The organism is Nocardia kruczakiae NBRC 101016 (assembly GCF_001612965.1).
Classification (GTDB): Bacteria; Actinomycetota; Actinomycetes; order Mycobacteriales; family Mycobacteriaceae; genus Nocardia; species Nocardia kruczakiae.
The window spans coordinates 77,363-94,755 of sequence record NZ_BDBL01000018.1 but is presented as its reverse complement, the minus strand read 5'-3'; the positions used below and the strand labels follow the sequence as shown (position 1 = coordinate 94,755).

Below are 17,393 nucleotides of genomic sequence, written 5' to 3'. Positions count from 1 at the left end.
CCGTTCAGCTCTGGTCGGCGAGGCGGTCGATCTGGCCGGCCAGCGCGAGGTCCTTGCGAGTGATGCCGCCCTCGGAATGGGTGGAGAGGGTGAAGGTGACTCGCCGCCACCGGATATCGATGTCGGGGTGGTGGTTGACCTTCTCGGCGGAGTCGGCCACCCGTCGCACCAGTTCGATGCCGGCCAGGAACGACGGAGCCTCGACGGTTCGGGAGATGCTGCTGCCGGTGTGGGTCCAGGCGGGTAGTTCGCGCAACCCAGTGGCGATCTCGCTGTCGGAGAGCAATGGGGTACTCATACTCTCGGTTCTACCCCAGCGGTCGCGGCTCAGGCCGCACGCGCGAGTTTGAGAGCCTTTTTGAGATCTTTGCCCTTGACCCCCGCGGCCTGACACTTCTTCATTTTCGAGACCACGACCGGGCATTTCAGACAGCGCTTCTTCTTACGGCAGCACTTCTTCTTCGCTTTGAGGTGTGCGACCTCCTTGGCCTTCACCTTGCCCATGGGCCCCAGGGTAACCAACCATGATGCCGGAAACGGCGGCCGAGGCGTGTTTCGGTACTGTGTACCTGGCCGCATGTCCGGTGAGCCTTCAGGCGCCTGCCTTGTTCGGACCCGCTACGGCGCGGGTCGGCCGCAACCCATTCATTCAGCAGGAGGATTCAACGTGTCGTCTGTCGAGTTCCGCAATGTCGCCATTGTGGCTCATGTCGACCACGGCAAGACGACGCTGGTCGATGCCATGTTGCGGCAGTCCGGTGCCTTCGCCGAGCGTGCCGAGCCGGTCGATCGGGTGATGGACTCCGGTGATCTGGAGCGCGAGAAGGGCATCACCATTCTCGCCAAGAACACCGCGGTGCATCGTCATCACGGCGACGGCAGCGTCACTGTGATCAACGTCATCGACACCCCTGGCCACGCCGATTTCGGTGGTGAGGTCGAGCGCGGTCTGTCCATGGTCGACGGTGTCGTGCTGCTCGTCGACGCGTCCGAGGGCCCGCTGCCGCAGACCCGGTTCGTGCTGCGCAAGGCGCTGGCCGCCTCGCTTCCGGTGATTTTGGTCGTGAACAAGACCGACCGTCCCGACGCCCGGATCGAGGAGGTCGTCGAAGAGAGCCACGACCTGCTCCTGGATCTGGCCTCCGACCTCGACGACGAAGCGTCCGAGGCGGCCGAGCTGGCGCTGGACCTGCCGGTGCTCTACGCCTCCGGCCGCGAGGGCAAGGCGTCCACCCAGCGTCCCGAGAACGGCAGCGCGCCCGACGCGGAGAACCTCGACGAGCTGTTCGAGGTGCTGCTGAAGTACGTGCCCGCGCCCAAGGGTGACCCGTCGGCGCCGCTGCAGGCGCATGTCACCAACCTGGACGCCTCCCCGTTCCTCGGCCGGATCGGCCTGGTCCGCATTCACAACGGCACCCTGCGCAAGGGCCAGAACGTCGCGTGGATGCACGGCGACGGCGTCAAGACCGTGAAGATCACCGAGCTGCTGCAGACGATCGGCGTCGAGCGCAAGCCGGGTGAGGAGGCCGTGGCCGGCGATATCGTCGCCATCGCCGGCATTCCGGAGATCATGATCGGTGACACGCTCGCCGATGTGGAGAACCCGGTGGCGCTGCCGCGGATCACCGTCGACGAGCCGGCCATCTCGGTGACGATCGGCACCAACACCTCGCCGCTGGTCGGCCGGGTGCAGGGCCACAAGCTGACCGCCCGCATGGTGAAGTCGCGCCTGGATCAGGAGCTGGTCGGCAACGTGTCGCTGCGGGTGCTCGACATCGGCCGCCCGGATGCCTGGGAGGTGCAGGGCCGCGGTGAGCTGGCGCTGGCGATCCTGGTCGAGCAGATGCGCCGCGAAGGTTTCGAGCTGACCGTCGGCAAGCCGCAGGTGGTCACCAAGCAGGTCGACGGCAAGGTGCACGAGCCGTTCGAAGAGCTGACCATCGACTGCCCGGACGAGTACCTGGGTGCGGTGACGCAGCTGCTGGCCGCCCGCAAGGGCAAGATGGTCCAGATGAGCAACCACTCCGCCGGGTGGGTGCGTATGGAGTTCATCGTCCCCTCGCGCGGTCTGATCGGTTTCCGCACCGACTTCCTCACCGAGACGCGCGGCACCGGTATCGCGAACGCCGTCTTCGACGGGTACGCGCCGTGGGCCGGGGAGATTCGCGCCCGCCACACCGGTTCGCTGGTGTCCGACCGGGCCGGCACGGTGACCCCGTTCGCGATGATTCAGCTCGCCGACCGCGGCCAGTTCTTCGTGGAGCCGGGCGCCGACACCTACGAGGGCCACGTGGTGGGCATCAACCCGCGCGCCGAGGACCTCGACATCAACGTCACCCGCGAGAAGAAGCTGACCAATATGCGGTCGGCCACCGGCGACGTGCTCGAAACGCTGGCCAAGCCGCTGCAGCTGGACCTCGAAGGCGCCATGGAGTTCTGTGCCGCCGACGAGTGCGTCGAGGTGACCCCCGAGATCGTGCGCGTACGCAAGGTGATTCTCGGTGCCACCGAGCGCGGCCGCGAGGCGTCCCGCCGCAAGGCCCGCGACCGCGCCGCCCAGAACGCGTAAGGGCACACCCCCGCTGAAAAACCCGGAGGCTCACGTCCAGAAGACGTGAGCCTCTGTACATCTACGAGCCGTACACCATGGTGGGTTTCGGCCCGCCTCGATTTTGGACTGACGGAGCGGGGAGCGAAGCGGAGGAGCGGAGGAGGGAAAAATCGAGGCCCAGGGGGCCGAAACCCCGCCGGAGCGAAGCGATGGCCAAGAACATTAGAGTACGAGCCGTGATGTCGGGAGTTCGAATGCGTGCGGGGCGGCGCGTGGTCTTGGTGCTGATGCTGGCGCTCGGGGTACTCACCGCGTGCACCGCCAATCCGCCGCCGCCGATCGAGAGCACCGACAGTCCGAAGACGACTCCGGCGACGCCGACGAAGTCCACGGTGGTCGTGGCGGTGGACGATATCGGGATCGGATTCAATCCGCATCTGCGGTCGAATCAGTCGCCGGCGACGAATGCCGTTGCCTCGCTGGTGTTTCCGAGTCCGTTCCGTCCGGTGCCGTCACCGGCGGTGCCGGGGGGCACGGATTGGGTTCCGGATGCGTCGTTGATGGTGTCGGCGGATGTGACGCCGTCCGATCCGTCGCAGCCGGATCTGTTCACGCTGACCTACAAGATTCAGAATCAGGCGTCGTGGTCGGACGGGGCGCCGATCGCGGCCGAGGATTTCCGGTATCTGTGGCAGCAGATGATCAGCCAGCCCGGCGTGGTGGATCCGGCGGGCTACCGGTTGATCAACGATGTGAAGTCCTCGGAGGGCGGCAAGACGGTCACGGTGACGATGACTCAGCCGTATCCGGCTTGGCGGCAACTGTTTTCGGATCTGCTGCCGTCGCATCTGCTGAAGGACGCGCCCGGTGGATTTCAACGGGCGCTCGCCGTGGAGCGTGGCCTGATCGATCAGAATCCGATTTCCGGCGGGCAGTTCCGGGTGAAGCAGGCCGACGCGGGCCGCGAGGAGATCCTGCTCGAACGCAACGACCGCTACTGGGGTACTCCGGCGGTGCCGGATCAGATTCTGTTGCGTCGCGGTGGCACTCCGGCGCAGCTGGCCGAATCGCTGCGCGCGGGTGACGCGCAGATGGCGCTGGTGCACGGCGGTGTCGCGACGCAGGCGCAGCTGGCGGCGATTCCGCAGGTGCGGACCGCGATCATGCCGCAGGCGCGGGAAATGCAGATGGTGCTGAACGGGCGGACCGGGGATCTGTCCGATCCGCGCGTGCGCCACGCGGTACTGGGTCTGCTCGATCCGGCGCTGCTGGCCTCGGTGGGCGCGGAGACGGGTGCGTGGGTGGATCCGGTGCGGGCGCAGATCCTGGCGCCCTCGGATCCGGGGTACGCGCCGACGGCTCCGCCGCGGCCGTCTCCGGAGCAGGCGTTCGGGCTGCTGGCCGAAGCCGGATTCGGCCGTGCGCCCGAGACTCCCGCGTCGGGTAATCCGACGACGTCGCCGGCGCCGCAGCCGCGCCCGGTCGCCAAGAACGGCCGGACCCTGACGATCCGGATCGGCGCGGTGGACAAGGACCCGTCCACACTGGCGGTCGCGAATACCGCCGCCGACCAGCTGCGCAGCGCCGGAATCGATGCGTCGGTGCGCAGCCTGCCCGCCGACGAGCTCTACGGCAAGGATCTGGCGGACGGGACCGTCGACGCGGTGGTCGGCTGGGAGCGGGCCGGGGAGGATCCGGCGACGATCCTGTCCTCGCGCTACGGCTGCCCGCCGGTGGCCGCGCCCGGTCAGGAGGACACGTCGAAGATCGATGCCATTCGCAAGGCGCCGAGCAATGTGTCGGGGATCTGCGATCCGTCGCTGCAACCGCAGATCGATGCCGCGCTGCGCGGGGTGGACGTACCCAAGGCGATCGGTGACGCGGAGCCGAGGCTGTGGGATCTGGCCACGGTGTTGCCGATCGTGCAGGACACCGGTGTCGCCGCGGCGAGTTCGCGGATGGACGGGGTCTCGCTGAGCGGTTCGATCCAGGTCGGGATCTTCGGCGGTGCGAGTACCTGGCGGCGGCTGTCGTGACCGGAACCGGCGGTCTGGTTCTGGTGCACGCCCACCCCGACGACGAATCGATCACCACCGGCGGCACCATCGCGCACTACCGGGCACGCGGGGTTCCGGTGACCGTGGTGACCTGCACGCTCGGCGAGGAGGGCGAGGTCATCGGGGAGCAGTGGCAACAGCTGACCAGCGCTCACGCCGATCAGCTGGGCGGGTTCCGCATCCATGAGCTGACCGCCGCGCTGGCCGCGCTCGGAGTCGACGCGCCGCATTTTCTGGGCGGGGCGGGCCGCTGGCGCGATTCCGGGATGAGCGGGACGACCGCGGATCCCAAGCCCATGGTGCCGACGCATCCGCGTGCCTTCGTCGATTCCGGGCCCGCCGCGGTGGCGGAGTTGTGCGAGGTGCTGCTGCGGCTGCGCCCGCGTGTAGTGGTCGGCTACGACCCGCGCGGCGGTTACGGCCATCCGGACCATATGCGCGCCCATCGTGTCACCATGGACGCGGTGGCCGCGGCGGCCGAAAAGGGTTGGGACACACCGAAGGTGTACTGGACGGTGACCGACGCCGACGTACTGCGCCGGCATACCGAGGCCTTGGCCCGCCGCACGGTCGACCGTCTGCCGGGGGCGCTGCCGAGCGGTTGGCGGCTGCCGGCGGTCGGCGAGCTGGCGTGTGTGGCGAGTGAGACGGTGACCACCACGATCGATGTCTCGGACGTGCTGGCGGCCAAACGCGCCGCCCTGCGCGCCCATGCCACCCAGGTCACCGTCGCGCCCTCGGGCCGCGAATTCGCGCTGTCGAACAACATCGCCCAGCCGGTGCTGCCGGAGGAGCATTACGTGCTGGTGCGTGGGCGTATCGGGCCGGTGGGCCCGGACGGACACGAGGACGATCTGTTCGCCGGACTCGATTGACCGCGGCAGCCGGCACTCGGGCTGGTCGAATCGTGGGTGGGTCGGCTTAGACTGCTGGGCATGTACAACTGGAGCCTGCAGGACGCCATCGTCGCGTTCGTCGAGAGCCAGAAGCCGAACTGGCAGGCGCAGCACGATCTGTACCTGTCGGTGCTCTACGGATTCGTCGATATGCAGAGTCATCTGTTGACCCTGCTCGGCTTCCCGCCGGTCCCGTGACGGCCGCGACGACCAGCCGGACCGCCTATGTGCCCGGCGGGTCGAGGTATGCCCGGCCGGTGCTCGGCGGCGTGCTGGCGGCGGTCCTGGTGTTCGACGGGCTGCTCTCGGTGGTGCTCGAGGTGCTCTACCTGCCGCTCTACATCGGCGCCACGCCCTTCCCGATCGCGGCCTTGGTCGCCGCGGTGGTGAACGTGCTGCTGGTGCGGGGAATGGGTGTGGTCGTGTCGCGCCCGGCCGCGATGGGCCTGCCGGTGATCGCGTGGCTGTTCGGATTCCTGATCTGCTCCACCACCGGGCCCGGCGGCGATGTGCTGCTGACCGACTCCTGGACCTCGCCGCTGCTGCTGGCCTGCGGCATCGTGCCGGTGGGGCTCTATCTGTTCCGGCGGGCGTTCCTGCGCCCGAAAGTCACCCCCGCCACACTCTGAACCGGTGCCGGTCCTCCGGAAGGTCTTGCCGGAAAGAGATATCGGCGAACGGCTGTAGCCGGCCGGAGGGTCGGTTAGTCTCTCAGGCGTTATCTGTGGTTCTGCCGCCCGGCGGGCGGTGTGGTTAGGAAGTGGGGGCCGGTTGCTCAGCTGGCCGGTTGGCTCGGGTGCGCCGAGATCCGAATGCGCGCGGACGTCGCCCGACAACAGGAAGATCACCCGTGGTTGAGTGGTCGAAGCTTCCTGGATTGCCTGTGAACACCAAGGATTCGCGCTGGCTCGGCCTGATGAGCCGGGGTGTGCGCGGGCGGGTCAGCGTGCGCGTGCGCCTGCTCGCCATCGTGCTGATCTCCAGCATCACGCTGCTCGCCATCGGTGTGGGCGCGGCGTCGTATCTGGTGCGGTCGGGCCGCGATGCCCGGCAGTGGGCCGAATTGGCCAGCAGTACCGCCGCTCCCGCGGTCGCCATCATGGAGACCTTCGGTGAGGAGCGCCGGCTCTCGATGCTGCAACTGGCGGGCGATCCCAGCGCCGCAGCACAATTGACGGCCGCGCGACAGCGCTCGGATGCGGCGCTGGCCGCCCTCACCGCCAAGGGCGACGAGGCGCAGAAGATGAATCCGGACAACTCCGGAGCCGATATCGCCGCCTACGGTCAGCTGCTCGCGCAGTTGCCGCTGGTTCGGCGCGGAATCGATTCCGGCCAGGCGCCGGCCGATCAGGCCTTCGGACTGTTCAGCCGTTTCACCGCGGCGATCATCGATGCCTCGATGCTGGCTGCCCGGGTCGCGCCGGATGCCGGCATCGCCGTCCAGCTCGGCTATGCCGTCGAGGTGATGCGCGCCGCGGAGGCGTTGTCCGAAGCCACGGCACTCGGTGAATTATTCCTGGTGACAGGCACTTCGACGCCCGCGCAGTGGACCCAGTACACCAACTTCCTCGGTGAATTCCGCGGCCAGATCGCCTATGCGCGGTCGGTGCTGAAGGGGGAACGCGCGGATCAGCTCCAGGCGATCGTGAACAGCCCGGCGTGGGCGCAGGTCAACGAGATGGCCGACGCGGTCGCCGCGCGCGGTCCGATGGCGGCCACCGACGATTCCGACCCGAGCACGCGGACCGGCGATACCACGCGGTCGCGCACGAGCCGGCAACCCGCGAAACCGCTGCCGATGACCTTGCAGGACTGGCAGGACAGTTCGGCACAACTCGGCTCCGGACTGCTGACGCTGTGGCAGGACAAGAGCCGGGACGCGCACGCCGAGGCGCGGGATCAGGGTGATCGCACCGCCATCGGATCGCTGGCCGGCGGTGGTGCGGTGTTGCTGGTGTCGATTCTGGCCTTCCTCGCCTCGCTGGTGCTGGCGAACCGGTTCATCGGCCGGATGCGCCGATTGCGCCGCGACACACTGGAATTGGCCGACGAGCGGCTGCCCGACATCATGCGCCGGGTTTCGGCCGGTGAGACGGTGGATGCCCCGATGGAGGTGTCGCGGCTGGACTTCGGGTCCGACGAACTCGGCCAGGTCGCGCAGGCGTTCAACCGAGCACAGGTGGCGGCGGTGTCGGCCGCGGTCGCGGAATCGAATACCCGCGCCGGTATCAATACGATCTTCCTGGATATCGCCCATCGCAGCCAGGCGCTGGTGCATCGCCAGCTGGCTCTGCTGGACCAGGCCGAGCGGCGCGAGGAGAACGCCGACCAGCTCGAATTGCTGTTCCAGCTCGACCATTTGGCGACCCGCGCCCGCCGCAACGCCGAGAACCTGATCATTCTCGGCGGCAAACAGCCGGGCCGGCGCTGGCGCAATCCGGTTCCGCTGATCGAGGTGATTCGCGGTGCCGTCGCGGAAAGTCTGGACTACACCAGAATTCGCATCGGCCGTATTCCGCGCACCCGGGTGATCGGCACCGCGGTCGCCGACCTGATCCACCTGCTGGCCGAGCTGATGGACAACGCCACCTCGTATTCGCCGCCGCAGGCACGGGTGGAGGTGCACGCCGCCGTGGTGGGACGCGGTGTCGCGGTGGAGATCGTCGACCAGGGCCTGGGTATGACCGCCGACGAACTCGATCGTCGCAACGAAATGCTGTCGCACCCGCCGGAATTCAGTGTGGCGGCACTGTCCACCGACACTCGGCTCGGCCTGTTCGTGGTCGCGAAACTGGCCAACCGGCACGGTATTTCGGTGAAGCTGCGCGAATCGGTCTACGGCGGCGTGCGTGCGGTGGTGCTGATCGGCACGCCGGTGCTGGAAGCCGGTGAGGTGAACGGTACGGACTTCGAGGATCCGGGTCCCGCCACCGGGGAGTTCGCCGTGCTGGGGCCGGTGACCAACGCGTCCGCCGCTCGTGCGGAAGTGATTGTCGCCGAGGATGTTCCGCCGGCGACCGGCGTCGCGCCGCCGCAGGCCGCGGATCCGGACCTGAGCACACGACGCTCGGCCTGGTTCACCTCGGCCTCGGAGCGTATCGATTCCGCACCCGCGACCGGAGTGTTCGGCGCGCCGGTGACCAGCCCGGGCGTGGTTCGCGCCGGGGAGGGCCGTCCGCCGCTGCCGCGCCGGGTGCGCTCGGCCGATCACGACGAGACGCCCGCGTCCGGCACGAATACCGTTCGGCAACGCACCGCCGACCAAGCTCGCAACCTGATCAGCGCCGTCGAGCAGGGCACCCGGCAGGGCCGCCGACCCGCTGCCGAAACCGGCTCCACGGCATCCCATTTCGACACAGACGAGGGTGAAGATGGCTAATCCCAACCGAAGTGACGTCGGCTGGCTGCTCGACGATCTGGTGAAGGGTCTCACCGGTGTCCGCTACGCGGTATTGCTGTCCACCGACGGACTGCTGCTGGGCAACTCCTCGGAGCTGGAGAACTCCGATGCCGAGCGGTTCTGCGCCATGGCTTCCGCGCTGCACAGCCTGGCCCGCAGCGCCGGACATCATTTCGACGCCGGCGGTGTCTGCCAGACCATGGTGGAACTGGACCGGGCGGTGCTGTTCATCACCGCCGCGGGTGACAACGCGTGTCTGGGCCTGCTGGCCGCGGACAACGCCGATCTGGGCATGGTCGCGTACGCGATGAACCAGACCGTGCAGCGGGTGGGTTCACATCTCGCCGTCGACCGACGATGAGCCACCGTGAACGACGGTGACGCCTGGTTCGACGACGAGGCCGGACCACTGGTCCGGTTGTACGCGGTCACACAGGGACGTGGCCGCAGCAACCGGCCGGAACTGGATATGCTGACGCTGGTCGTCGATATCGGCCGGGGCGCGGCGCTGCGCCGCCACGAACCCGAATACGCCGCCATCGTGGAGTTGTGCCGCACACCGCAGTCGGTCGCGGAAGTCGCCGCGCGGCTGGAACTTCCGCTGACCATGACGAAGGTGCTCGTCTGCGATCTCATCGACGACGGCCGCCTCGAATACCGCCAGCCCCGTCAGGACGAGGCCTCCGACGTCGGCCTGCTGCAGGCGCTGCTGGACGGCATCCGAGGGCTCTGATCGAGCTCAGCGCAGCCGCGCCGCAAGGCGTTTCGCGTTCATGTAGGCGATCGCCTCGATCGAGACCATCGGATTCACGCCCGAGGCGGTGGGGAAGCAGGACGCGTCGGCGACGACGATGTTGTTCACATCCCAGGTGGCGCCGTCGGGGTCGACCGCCGACATGTCCGGTGCACCGCCCATCCGCGCCGAACCCATGATGTGCAGCGCGCCCATCGCGCACTGTCCGGGCTCGTAACCGGCGGCGGCGCAGGCGGCTACGAATTCGGCGTGTGATCCGGTGCGGCCGGGCTCGTAGGCCGGGCCGGCCTGCTGTCCGGAATAGATGCGGCGTGCCCCGGCGGCCTCGAGAATCTGTGCGGCGCCGGTGATTCCGGTGTGCAGATGGCCGCGATCGTGCTCGGAGAGCCGGTAGGAGACCACCGGTTCCCCGTTCTTGTCGATGCCGACACTGCCGTGGTCGCGGTCGCGGGTGATCACTCCCAGCGCCACCGACTTGTTCAACTCGAGCAGGTTCGCCCGATAGGCCGCCGCGCCACGCCAATTCATGAAGCCGACGCCCATACCGGGATGGATGGGACCGGTCTCGTAGATGACGCCGTAGCCGTGGCCGTCCAGATCGCGGTGCTGACGGCTGATCCGCGCCTGCATACCGCCCTCCCACGGCCGGATCGGCTCGTCGAAGACACCGAAGACCGCCGCCGCGGGATGCAGACGCAGATAGTTGCCGATGTTCTTGTTGCGCAGGCCCGATCGCTTCAGCAGCGCCGGGGTCTGCACCGCGCCCGCGGCCACGACCACCGCGCGGGCCCGCACCTCGATCTCGGCGCCGTTCGAGGCGACGGCCGAAACACCCTCGGCGCGACCGTTGTTCACGTGGATGCGCCGGACGTTCGCATCGACCACGAACCGCGCACCGTGTGCCGCGGCATCGGCGAGCCAGGTCTTGGTGACCGACTGTTTGGCGCCGACGCGGCAGCCGTAGGGGCAGCGGCCGCATTCGACGCCGGCATCGCAGGCGTCGCCGACGTTGCGGGGCAGGGTGTCGATATGCCAGCCCAGGGCGGTGGCGCCGCGTTCCAGCACGCTGTCGCGCGCCGAGAGCGGGGAGTGGCGATCGTTGACGCCGAGGCGCCCGGTCACCGCGTCCAGGGCGGTGGTGTATTCGTCCTGTGCGAACTGGGTCGCACCGAGTCCGGCCCATTCGGCGCGCACCTCGTCCGGGGTGCGCAGCGATGTGCTCCAGTTGACGACCGTGCCGCCGCCCAGGCAGGTGCCCGCGACCAGGGTGATCTGGCCTTCGCTGGTGGCGGGTGGGCCGGGGGCGTACAGATTGAGCAGGGCGTCGAGTTCGCCGGTGCCGAAATCCCGGTCGTCGTAATAGTTTCCGCGTTCGACCACGATCACGTCGAGACCCGCTTCGGCCAGTACGGCGGCGGCGGTACCACCGCCCGCCCCGGACCCGACGATGACGACATCGCAGGTCAACGTGGTCGGTTCGGCCGGACGCAGCACGGACAAGGCCGGGGCAGGAGCCGAGGCGAGGGTGCCGGGCGGGCCCGGATAGTCGATCGCCTTCCACAGCGGGTGGCTGCCGGTAGGGCCGGGTGTGACGTTGTAGGACAGCAGAGCGGCCTGCTTCAGCGCCTGAAACAGAGTGCGCTTCACCGCGATCCGGGAATCGCCGAGGCGCAGGAGCGTGCGCTCGCGCTCGTCGGCGGTCAGCGACGAGAAGCGCCGGCCCCGGTTGCCGAGCAGTAATCCGGCCAATCGGGAATCCCACAGATCGAGCAGGGTGGCGAGCCGTTTGCTCTCGGCGGGGCGAGGATTGCGGCTCAGGATGTCGAAGACCGTCGCCACGGAGCCGAGTTCTGTCGCCGACGGCAGACTCAGCCCGTCGCCCGGAGTGAACGTATCGCAGATCAGGCCCAGGGCCGCGCGCTGCTTGGCTGTCGGATCCATAAAAGCTCACCTTTCACAACACTCGGGTGAGTTGTATCACGATGCGCGAATCCGTTCTTACTTATCTGCCACATACATGCAGATGTGGCCCATTTTTCCGGTGCGACGCCGAGTTCTAGCAGGAGAACTGCCGGTTACATGCAGTTCGGTGATCGGCGCTGCGGCGCAGCGTCGGCGTCAGGTTGCACGCGGTTTCGCGGCGGCGTCGTCCGATGTGGAGTCCGGTGCCGGAACGGGCGTCGTCCCGTGTTCCGCACGTACGCCGAGCTGCCCGGGCGTCACCTCGTCGATCAGCGCCCACGCCCGTTCGATGGGCAGATCCACGATGCTGTACTTCTTCTTCCCGGCCGCGCTGGCCGCGATCACGGTGGCCAGTCCCGCCCGCCGCTGGAAGAAGGTCTGCCGCACGGTCCACCCGATCACACCCGGCGCCTCCAGGCAGTCACGGTCGCGATCCAGCGATCCGCGCCGTGTGATCAGCCAGACCGGACGCGCGCCGTCCGATGGGATCACCGCATGCCCCAGTCCGCGATATCGATCGTGCGCCAGGGCCGCCGCTCCGAGCGCGACGATCACGGGAACGACCCATGCCCACGGTGGAACATCCGATCCGGCAAGGAGTATCGCGGCCAGAGTGGCGAGAAGAATCCACACCGGAATGAAGGCGCGCGTGTAGCGCCGCCGTCGCGCGCGGGGGCCGTGCTGTTCGAGTGCTACCAAGGCGGGAGCGGCCGCGGTTACGGGGTCGTCCCAGAGTCGTTGCGGCGCAGTGTGATTGCTCGCGGAAGCAGTGGTTCCGTGACGAGAACGGCTGGTGAGAAGCTGGGCCAGGGTGCGGTCGACGGCGGCGCGCGGGGCCTGGGGGAGCAGCTTCTGGCGCGGGCTCGTGCCGGTCATGATCGCTTCGAGCTCGGCGCCGCCGGCCAGCCGGAGGAGGAGAGGCTCCTTGACGGTCGCACCGCGCAGCCGCGAGAGATCGAGCGTGGTTTGGCGGGTGGTGAACAGGCCGCCGCGGATATGCAGCGTGGTGCCGCCGTCGAGCACGCGCAGACCGAAATACGTGGTGAGATATCGGATGCACGCGGCAATGGCCGCGATCACCAGCAGCACGACTACCGCGCCCGTCACGGCGAGGGCGATGAACACCGCACTGTGTTCGGTGAGGTCCCGCACGGCTTGCGAATGCACCAGCACATCGGCGACGCCGACCTTCGCGGCCAGGCCGATCACCGGCCCGACAATGGCGAGGCCGGTCAGCGACAACGGCGCGTATCGAACCCAGCGCGGCCGCCAATGCCCGATCTCGATCGCGTCGTCCGCCGGCGCGTCGGTGTCGCCGCCGTTCAAGGCTCGCTGCAGTGCGGCCCTCCCGGCAGTGATGCCGTTGTGAACCGAATTGCCCTGATGTGCGGTTCTCTTCGAACTGTCCCGGGTTGTCGTGACGGCCGCCGACCCGCTGTCGGCCGTGCGACCGAAAAGCCCGGGGTCAACGCCGATAACATTGGCTGCCGCGGCGGTATCGGGCTGCGTATCCTCCGCCGGCCGCAACAGCAATGCCCGCAGCTCGGGAACCTGCCGCGCATCCACCCCGTCGAGGTGAAACCGCTTCTCCCGATCGGCATGCTGTCCGGTCCCGATGGCCAGCACCACCAACCCGAGCATTCGATGCATCAGGTCCGCGTGCACGTCCACCGACCGAATGCGCGACCGCGGCACCGTCAAGGTCCGCCGCTGCAGCAGGCCCCGGCGCAGCTGCACGGTGTCGGCGCCGATGCGGTAGCTGGTGGTGAACCATCGCGTCAACGCGAACGCCACGATCACCGTCGCCACGGCCACCGGACTCCACGCCGGCCCGCCACTCTGGGTTCCTACGATCACCGCGCCCAGCAGCACCGGAATGTATCTGAACAATTCCCGCACCGGATGCACGAGCAGCATCCGCATATCCAGCCGTCGCCAATCGTCGGCCGCCACCCCCTCCGGCGATTCGCTCACGTCGCATCCTCCCGATGAATCGCCGCGATATCGGTCAGCCGATCCACCGTCCGCTCGGCCACCTCCAGATCCAGCGCCGCGATCCGCACCGCGCCCGCCGACGACGCCGTGGTCACCGTGACCGTCGCCAACCCGAACAATCGCTCCAACGGCCCGCGATGCGTATCCACCGTCTGTACCCGCGTAATCGGCGCGACCCGGCTCTCCTGGTTGAACCACCCCGTCCGCGTATACACCGCGCTCTCGGTCACCTCCCACCGATGCACGCCGTACCGCCACATCGGCACGACCACCACGCTGAACCCCGCCGAAACCACCGTCGCCACCACCAGAGCCAGCGCCCACCCTCGATGTGAGCCGTCGAGTACCACCCACACCAGCCCGCCCACCAGCACGAACGCCCAGAAAATCGCCGGCCCCGCCGCCCACAACAGCGGAGCCCGCCGACTGGCCCGCCACGCCGGGGCCGCCAGGATCGTGCGCGCGGGCGAATCTTCCGGCGACCGGGTCATACCAGCCATCGTGACATGGAACCGGGCGCGGCCGGTGCAGCCGTTGGCCGGGCGGTGCGACCGGAATTTCCGCCGGTAGCGCTCCCACCAGCACAGTCGTGGGCGCGGTATTCCCGGAGGCAAACTGGTCGCCGGAAGCAGGAATAACCCGCGAAGGCTCCCGGGTTGTCTCACGTCACAGGGCACCGAAGGGAGAACACTCGGATGGTTGGCGCATGATCGACGGCGTGAACGAACAACCGCACACTGGGCTACCGACTCCTGGTGTACCGCCCGTTCCGCCGAGTTCTTCGGCCATGCGCAGAGCCTTGCGGCGTGCGCGCGACGGGGCGACGCTCAATCTCGACGAGGCCGTGGTGCTCCTGCACGCACGCGGTGCGGATCTCGAGGATCTGTCCGCGTCCGCGGCCCGGGTGCGGGACGCGGGACTGCGGGAGACGTATTCCGGGGACACCCCGCCCATCACCTATTCGCGCAAGGTGTTCATTCCGCTCACCCGCCTGTGTCGCGACAAATGTCATTACTGCACGTTCGTGACGGTGCCCGGCAAGCTGCGCGCCGAAGGTCACGGCATGTATCTGGAACCCGACGAGGTGCTCGAGATCGCCCGCAAGGGCGCCGAATTGGGTTGTAAGGAAGCACTTTTCACGCTGGGTGACCGGCCGGAGGACCGCTGGCCGGAGGCGCGGCAGTGGCTGGACGAGCGTGGCTACGATTCCACGCTCGACTATGTGCGCGCCATGTCGATCCGGGTGCTCGAGGAAACCGGTCTGCTGCCGCATCTGAACCCCGGTGTGATGAGCTGGGCGGAGATGTCGCGGCTCAAGCCGGTCGCCCCGTCGATGGGCATGATGCTGGAAACCACCTCCGAGCGCCTGTTCACCGAGCGCGGTCAGGCGCATTACGGCAGCCCGGACAAGGATCCGCAGGTCCGGCTGCGTGCCCTCACCGATGCGGGACGGCTGAGCATTCCGTTCACCACCGGCATCCTCGTCGGCATCGGTGAGACCTATGCCGAGCGCGTCGATTCCATTCTCGCGATCCGCAAGTCGCACAAGGCATTCGGGCATGTGCAGGAGGTGATCGTGCAGAACTTCCTGGCCAAGTCCGACACCGCCATGCGCGACACCCCGGACGCCGATCTGGCGGAGTTCCGCGCCACGATCGCGGTGACCCGGCTGCTGCTGGGGCCCAAGATGCGGATTCAGGCCCCGCCGAATCTGGTGTCGCTCGACGAGTGCCGGGCCCTGATCGACGCCGGTATCGACGACTGGGGCGGGGTATCGCCACTGACTCCGGATCACGTGAATCCGGAGCGGCCGTGGCCGAACCTCGAGGTGCTCGCCGAGGTAACCGCACAGGCCGGCTACACGCTGACCGAGCGGCTGACCGCGCATCCGAAATATGTGCTCGCCGGCAACCCCTGGATCGACCCGCGCGTGCTGGGACATGTTGCCGCACTGGCCGATCCGCGCACCGGGCTGGCTCGCGACGTGAATCCGTCCGGTCGTCCGTGGCAGGAACCCGACCAGTCCTGGGAGTCGCTGGGCCGGGTGGATCTCAACACCGCCATCGACACCGAGGGCCGCAACACCGAGTCCCGCAGCGATTCCGGGCTGGACAGCGACGGCCTCGGCGCCTTCGGTGACTGGGAAACCGTTCGGGAACAAGTACTTTCGCTCAGCGCGCCGGTGAAGCTCGATACCGACGTGCTGAGTGCGCTGCGCGCCGCGGAGAAGGATCCGGCCGGGCTCACCGACGACCAGTACCTGGCGCTGGCCACCGCCGACGGCGCGGAACTCGACGCCATCGCCGCCCTGGCCGATCAGCTGCGCCGCGACACCGTCGGCGACGATGTCACCTACGTGGTGAACCGGAACATCAACTTCACCAACATCTGCTACACCGGCTGCCGATTCTGTGCGTTCGCGCAGCGCAAGGGCGATGCCGACGCGTTCACCCTGTCCGCCGACGAGGTCGCCGAACGGGCCTGGGAAGCGTATGTGGAAGGCGCGACCGAGGTGTGTATGCAGGGCGGCATCGACCCCGACCTGCCGGTCACCGGGTACGCCGATCTGGTGCGGGCGGTCAAGAAGCGGGTGCCCTCGATGCATGTGCACGCCTTCAGCCCGATGGAGATCGTCAACGGCGCCTCGCGCGGCGGGCAGAGCGTGCACGATTGGCTCTCGGCGCTGAAAGACGCCGGGCTGGATACGATTCCGGGCACCGCCGCGGAAATCCTCGACGACGAGGTGCGCTGGGTGCTCACCAAGGGCAAGCTGCCCACCTCGGCATGGATCGACGTCATCACCACCGCGCACAAACTCGGCATTCGGTCGAGTTCGACGATGATGTACGGCCACGTCGACAATCCGAAGCACTGGGTCGGCCACCTGCGGGTGCTGCGCGGCATCCAGGACGAGACCGGTGGTTTCACCGAATTCGTGCTGCTGCCGTTCGTGCATCAGAGCGCGCCGCTGTATCTGGCGGGTGCGTCGCGGCCCGGGCCGACGATCCGGGACAACCGCGCCGCACACGCGCTCGCGCGCATCATGCTGCACGGGCGTATCGCCAATATCCAGACCAGCTGGGTGAAACTGGGCATCACCGGCACCCAGGTGATGCTCAACGGCGGCGCGAACGATCTGGGCGGTACGTTGATGGAGGAGACCATTTCCCGGATGGCCGGATCGGAGCATGGCTCGGCGAAGTCGGTGGCCGAACTGGTCGAGATCGGCGCCGGGATCGGCCGCCCGGTGCGGGAGCGCACCACCACCTACGGGATACCGCAACACCAGGTGTCGGCCCTGCCGCTGACGGTCGGCTGATCGCGGCGCGGCGCCGCTTCCGGATTCGACAAGTTAGGCAAGGCTGACCAGTTGTAATGTGAGTCCCCGGGATACTGTTGCGCGGGCGGAAGTGTCCCGCAGGCAAGGACAGACTAGGAGAACGGCAGTGCCGTACATCATCGCTGAACCGTGCGTTGACGTGAAGGACAAGGCGTGCATCGAGGAATGCCCCGTGGACTGCATCTACGAGGGCAATCGCATGCTGTACATCCAACCCGACGAGTGCGTGGACTGTGGTGCATGTGAGCCGGTGTGCCCGGTGGAAGCGATCTTCTACGAGGACGACACCCCGGACCAGTGGAGCGGGTACATCAACGCGAACGTCGACTTCTTCGACGACCTCGGCTCGCCCGGCGGCGCGACCAAGGTCGGCAAGACCGACTACGACGTGCCGTTCATCGCCGCGCTGCCGCCGATGGCGAACGAGTAGGTAGCGCT

At 68.0% G+C, this 17,393-nt stretch carries 15 protein-coding genes; 10 read left to right on the top strand and 5 right to left on the bottom strand.

What is annotated here, in order from left to right:
• Positions 1–4: 4 nt before the first annotated feature.
• Together NK1_RS15145 and NK1_RS35010 are read right to left on the bottom strand one after the other, a co-directional pair.
• Positions 5–298: a 4a-hydroxytetrahydrobiopterin dehydratase gene (locus NK1_RS15145; RefSeq protein ID WP_036504880.1), complete on the bottom strand. Its 294-nt coding sequence runs from the start codon at positions 296–298 to the stop codon at positions 5–7.
• A 29-nt stretch (positions 299–327) separates the two neighbouring features.
• Positions 328–504 carry a hypothetical protein gene (locus NK1_RS35010; RefSeq protein ID WP_086007288.1) on the bottom strand — a complete coding sequence of 59 codons (177 nt, stop codon included), beginning with the start codon at positions 502–504 and terminating at the stop codon, positions 328–330.
• A 163-nt stretch (positions 505–667) separates the two neighbouring features.
• Between NK1_RS35010 and typA the strand changes: the two genes are divergently transcribed.
• From typA to NK1_RS15110, 8 genes are all read left to right on the top strand, one after another.
• On the top strand, positions 668–2,569 hold the full coding sequence (gene typA / locus NK1_RS15140) for a translational GTPase TypA (protein WP_063009133.1): 1,902 nt from the start codon (positions 668–670) through the stop codon (positions 2,567–2,569).
• Between the two features lie 236 nt (positions 2,570–2,805).
• Entirely contained in the window at positions 2,806–4,587 is a 1,782-nt protein-coding gene (locus NK1_RS15135) for an ABC transporter family substrate-binding protein (RefSeq protein WP_245660519.1), read from the top strand.
• Positions 4,584–5,483, top strand: coding sequence for an N-acetyl-1-D-myo-inositol-2-amino-2-deoxy-alpha-D-glucopyranoside deacetylase (gene mshB / locus NK1_RS15130; RefSeq protein WP_245660517.1), 900 nt, complete (start codon positions 4,584–4,586; stop codon positions 5,481–5,483). The genes NK1_RS15135 and mshB overlap by 4 nt, the downstream gene beginning before the upstream one ends.
• Before the next feature lie 60 nt (positions 5,484–5,543).
• Positions 5,544–5,702 (top strand): hypothetical protein, encoded by a 159-nt coding sequence (locus NK1_RS35005; protein WP_167331885.1) that lies wholly within the window; start codon positions 5,544–5,546, stop codon positions 5,700–5,702.
• On the top strand, positions 5,699–6,133 hold the full coding sequence (locus tag NK1_RS15125; RefSeq protein ID WP_084460966.1) for a hypothetical protein: 435 nt from the start codon (positions 5,699–5,701) through the stop codon (positions 6,131–6,133). The genes NK1_RS35005 and NK1_RS15125 overlap by 4 nt, the downstream gene beginning before the upstream one ends.
• 254 nt (positions 6,134–6,387) lie before the next feature.
• Positions 6,388–8,883 (top strand): sensor histidine kinase, encoded by a 2,496-nt coding sequence (locus tag NK1_RS15120; RefSeq protein ID WP_245660515.1) that lies wholly within the window; start codon positions 6,388–6,390, stop codon positions 8,881–8,883.
• Positions 8,876–9,265 (top strand): roadblock/LC7 domain-containing protein, encoded by a 390-nt coding sequence (locus NK1_RS15115; protein ID WP_030514865.1) that lies wholly within the window; start codon positions 8,876–8,878, stop codon positions 9,263–9,265. Before NK1_RS15120 ends, NK1_RS15115 begins: the two co-directional genes overlap by 8 nt.
• Positions 9,266–9,271: 6 nt before the next feature.
• Complete coding sequence (locus tag NK1_RS15110; protein ID WP_063009129.1) at positions 9,272–9,637, top strand: DUF742 domain-containing protein; 366 nt, start codon at positions 9,272–9,274, stop codon at positions 9,635–9,637.
• Between the two features lie 6 nt (positions 9,638–9,643).
• Here the strand turns inward: NK1_RS15110 and NK1_RS15105 are convergent, their stop codons facing one another.
• The 3 genes from NK1_RS15105 to NK1_RS15095 form a co-directional block, all read right to left on the bottom strand.
• Positions 9,644–11,599, bottom strand: coding sequence for a GMC family oxidoreductase (locus NK1_RS15105; protein WP_063009127.1), 1,956 nt, complete (start codon positions 11,597–11,599; stop codon positions 9,644–9,646).
• A gap of 177 nt (positions 11,600–11,776) precedes the next feature.
• Positions 11,777–13,594 (bottom strand): PH domain-containing protein, encoded by a 1,818-nt coding sequence (locus tag NK1_RS15100; RefSeq protein ID WP_063906008.1) that lies wholly within the window; start codon positions 13,592–13,594, stop codon positions 11,777–11,779.
• Positions 13,591–14,106: a PH domain-containing protein gene (locus tag NK1_RS15095; RefSeq protein ID WP_063009125.1), complete on the bottom strand. Its 516-nt coding sequence runs from the start codon at positions 14,104–14,106 to the stop codon at positions 13,591–13,593. The genes NK1_RS15100 and NK1_RS15095 overlap by 4 nt, the downstream gene beginning before the upstream one ends.
• A 215-nt stretch (positions 14,107–14,321) precedes the next feature.
• Between NK1_RS15095 and NK1_RS15090 the strand changes: the two genes are divergently transcribed.
• Together NK1_RS15090 and fdxA are read left to right on the top strand one after the other, a co-directional pair.
• Positions 14,322–16,934 (top strand): bifunctional FO biosynthesis protein CofGH, encoded by a 2,613-nt coding sequence (locus NK1_RS15090; RefSeq protein WP_084460964.1) that lies wholly within the window; start codon positions 14,322–14,324, stop codon positions 16,932–16,934.
• 127 nt (positions 16,935–17,061) lie between these two features.
• Positions 17,062–17,385 carry a ferredoxin gene (gene fdxA / locus NK1_RS35385; protein WP_030514872.1) on the top strand — a complete coding sequence of 108 codons (324 nt, stop codon included), beginning with the start codon at positions 17,062–17,064 and terminating at the stop codon, positions 17,383–17,385.
• Positions 17,386–17,393 lie beyond the last annotated feature (8 nt).

Coding starts and splice junctions, on each gene's coding strand:
- NK1_RS15145 (WP_036504880.1), bottom strand. CDS start 298: ATGAGTACCCCATTGCTCTCCGACAGCGAGATCGCCACTGGGTTGCGC.
- NK1_RS35010 (WP_086007288.1), bottom strand. CDS start 504: ATGGGCAAGGTGAAGGCCAAGGAGGTCGCACACCTCAAAGCGAAGAAG.
- NK1_RS15095 (WP_063009125.1), bottom strand. CDS start 14,106: ATGACCCGGTCGCCGGAAGATTCGCCCGCGCGCACGATCCTGGCGGCC.
- NK1_RS35005 (WP_167331885.1), top strand. CDS start 5,544: ATGTACAACTGGAGCCTGCAGGACGCCATCGTCGCGTTCGTCGAGAGC.
- NK1_RS15105 (WP_063009127.1), bottom strand. CDS start 11,599: ATGGATCCGACAGCCAAGCAGCGCGCGGCCCTGGGCCTGATCTGCGAT.
- NK1_RS15135 (WP_245660519.1), top strand. CDS start 2,806: ATGCGTGCGGGGCGGCGCGTGGTCTTGGTGCTGATGCTGGCGCTCGGG.
- NK1_RS15115 (WP_030514865.1), top strand. CDS start 8,876: ATGGCTAATCCCAACCGAAGTGACGTCGGCTGGCTGCTCGACGATCTG.
- NK1_RS15090 (WP_084460964.1), top strand. CDS start 14,322: ATGATCGACGGCGTGAACGAACAACCGCACACTGGGCTACCGACTCCT.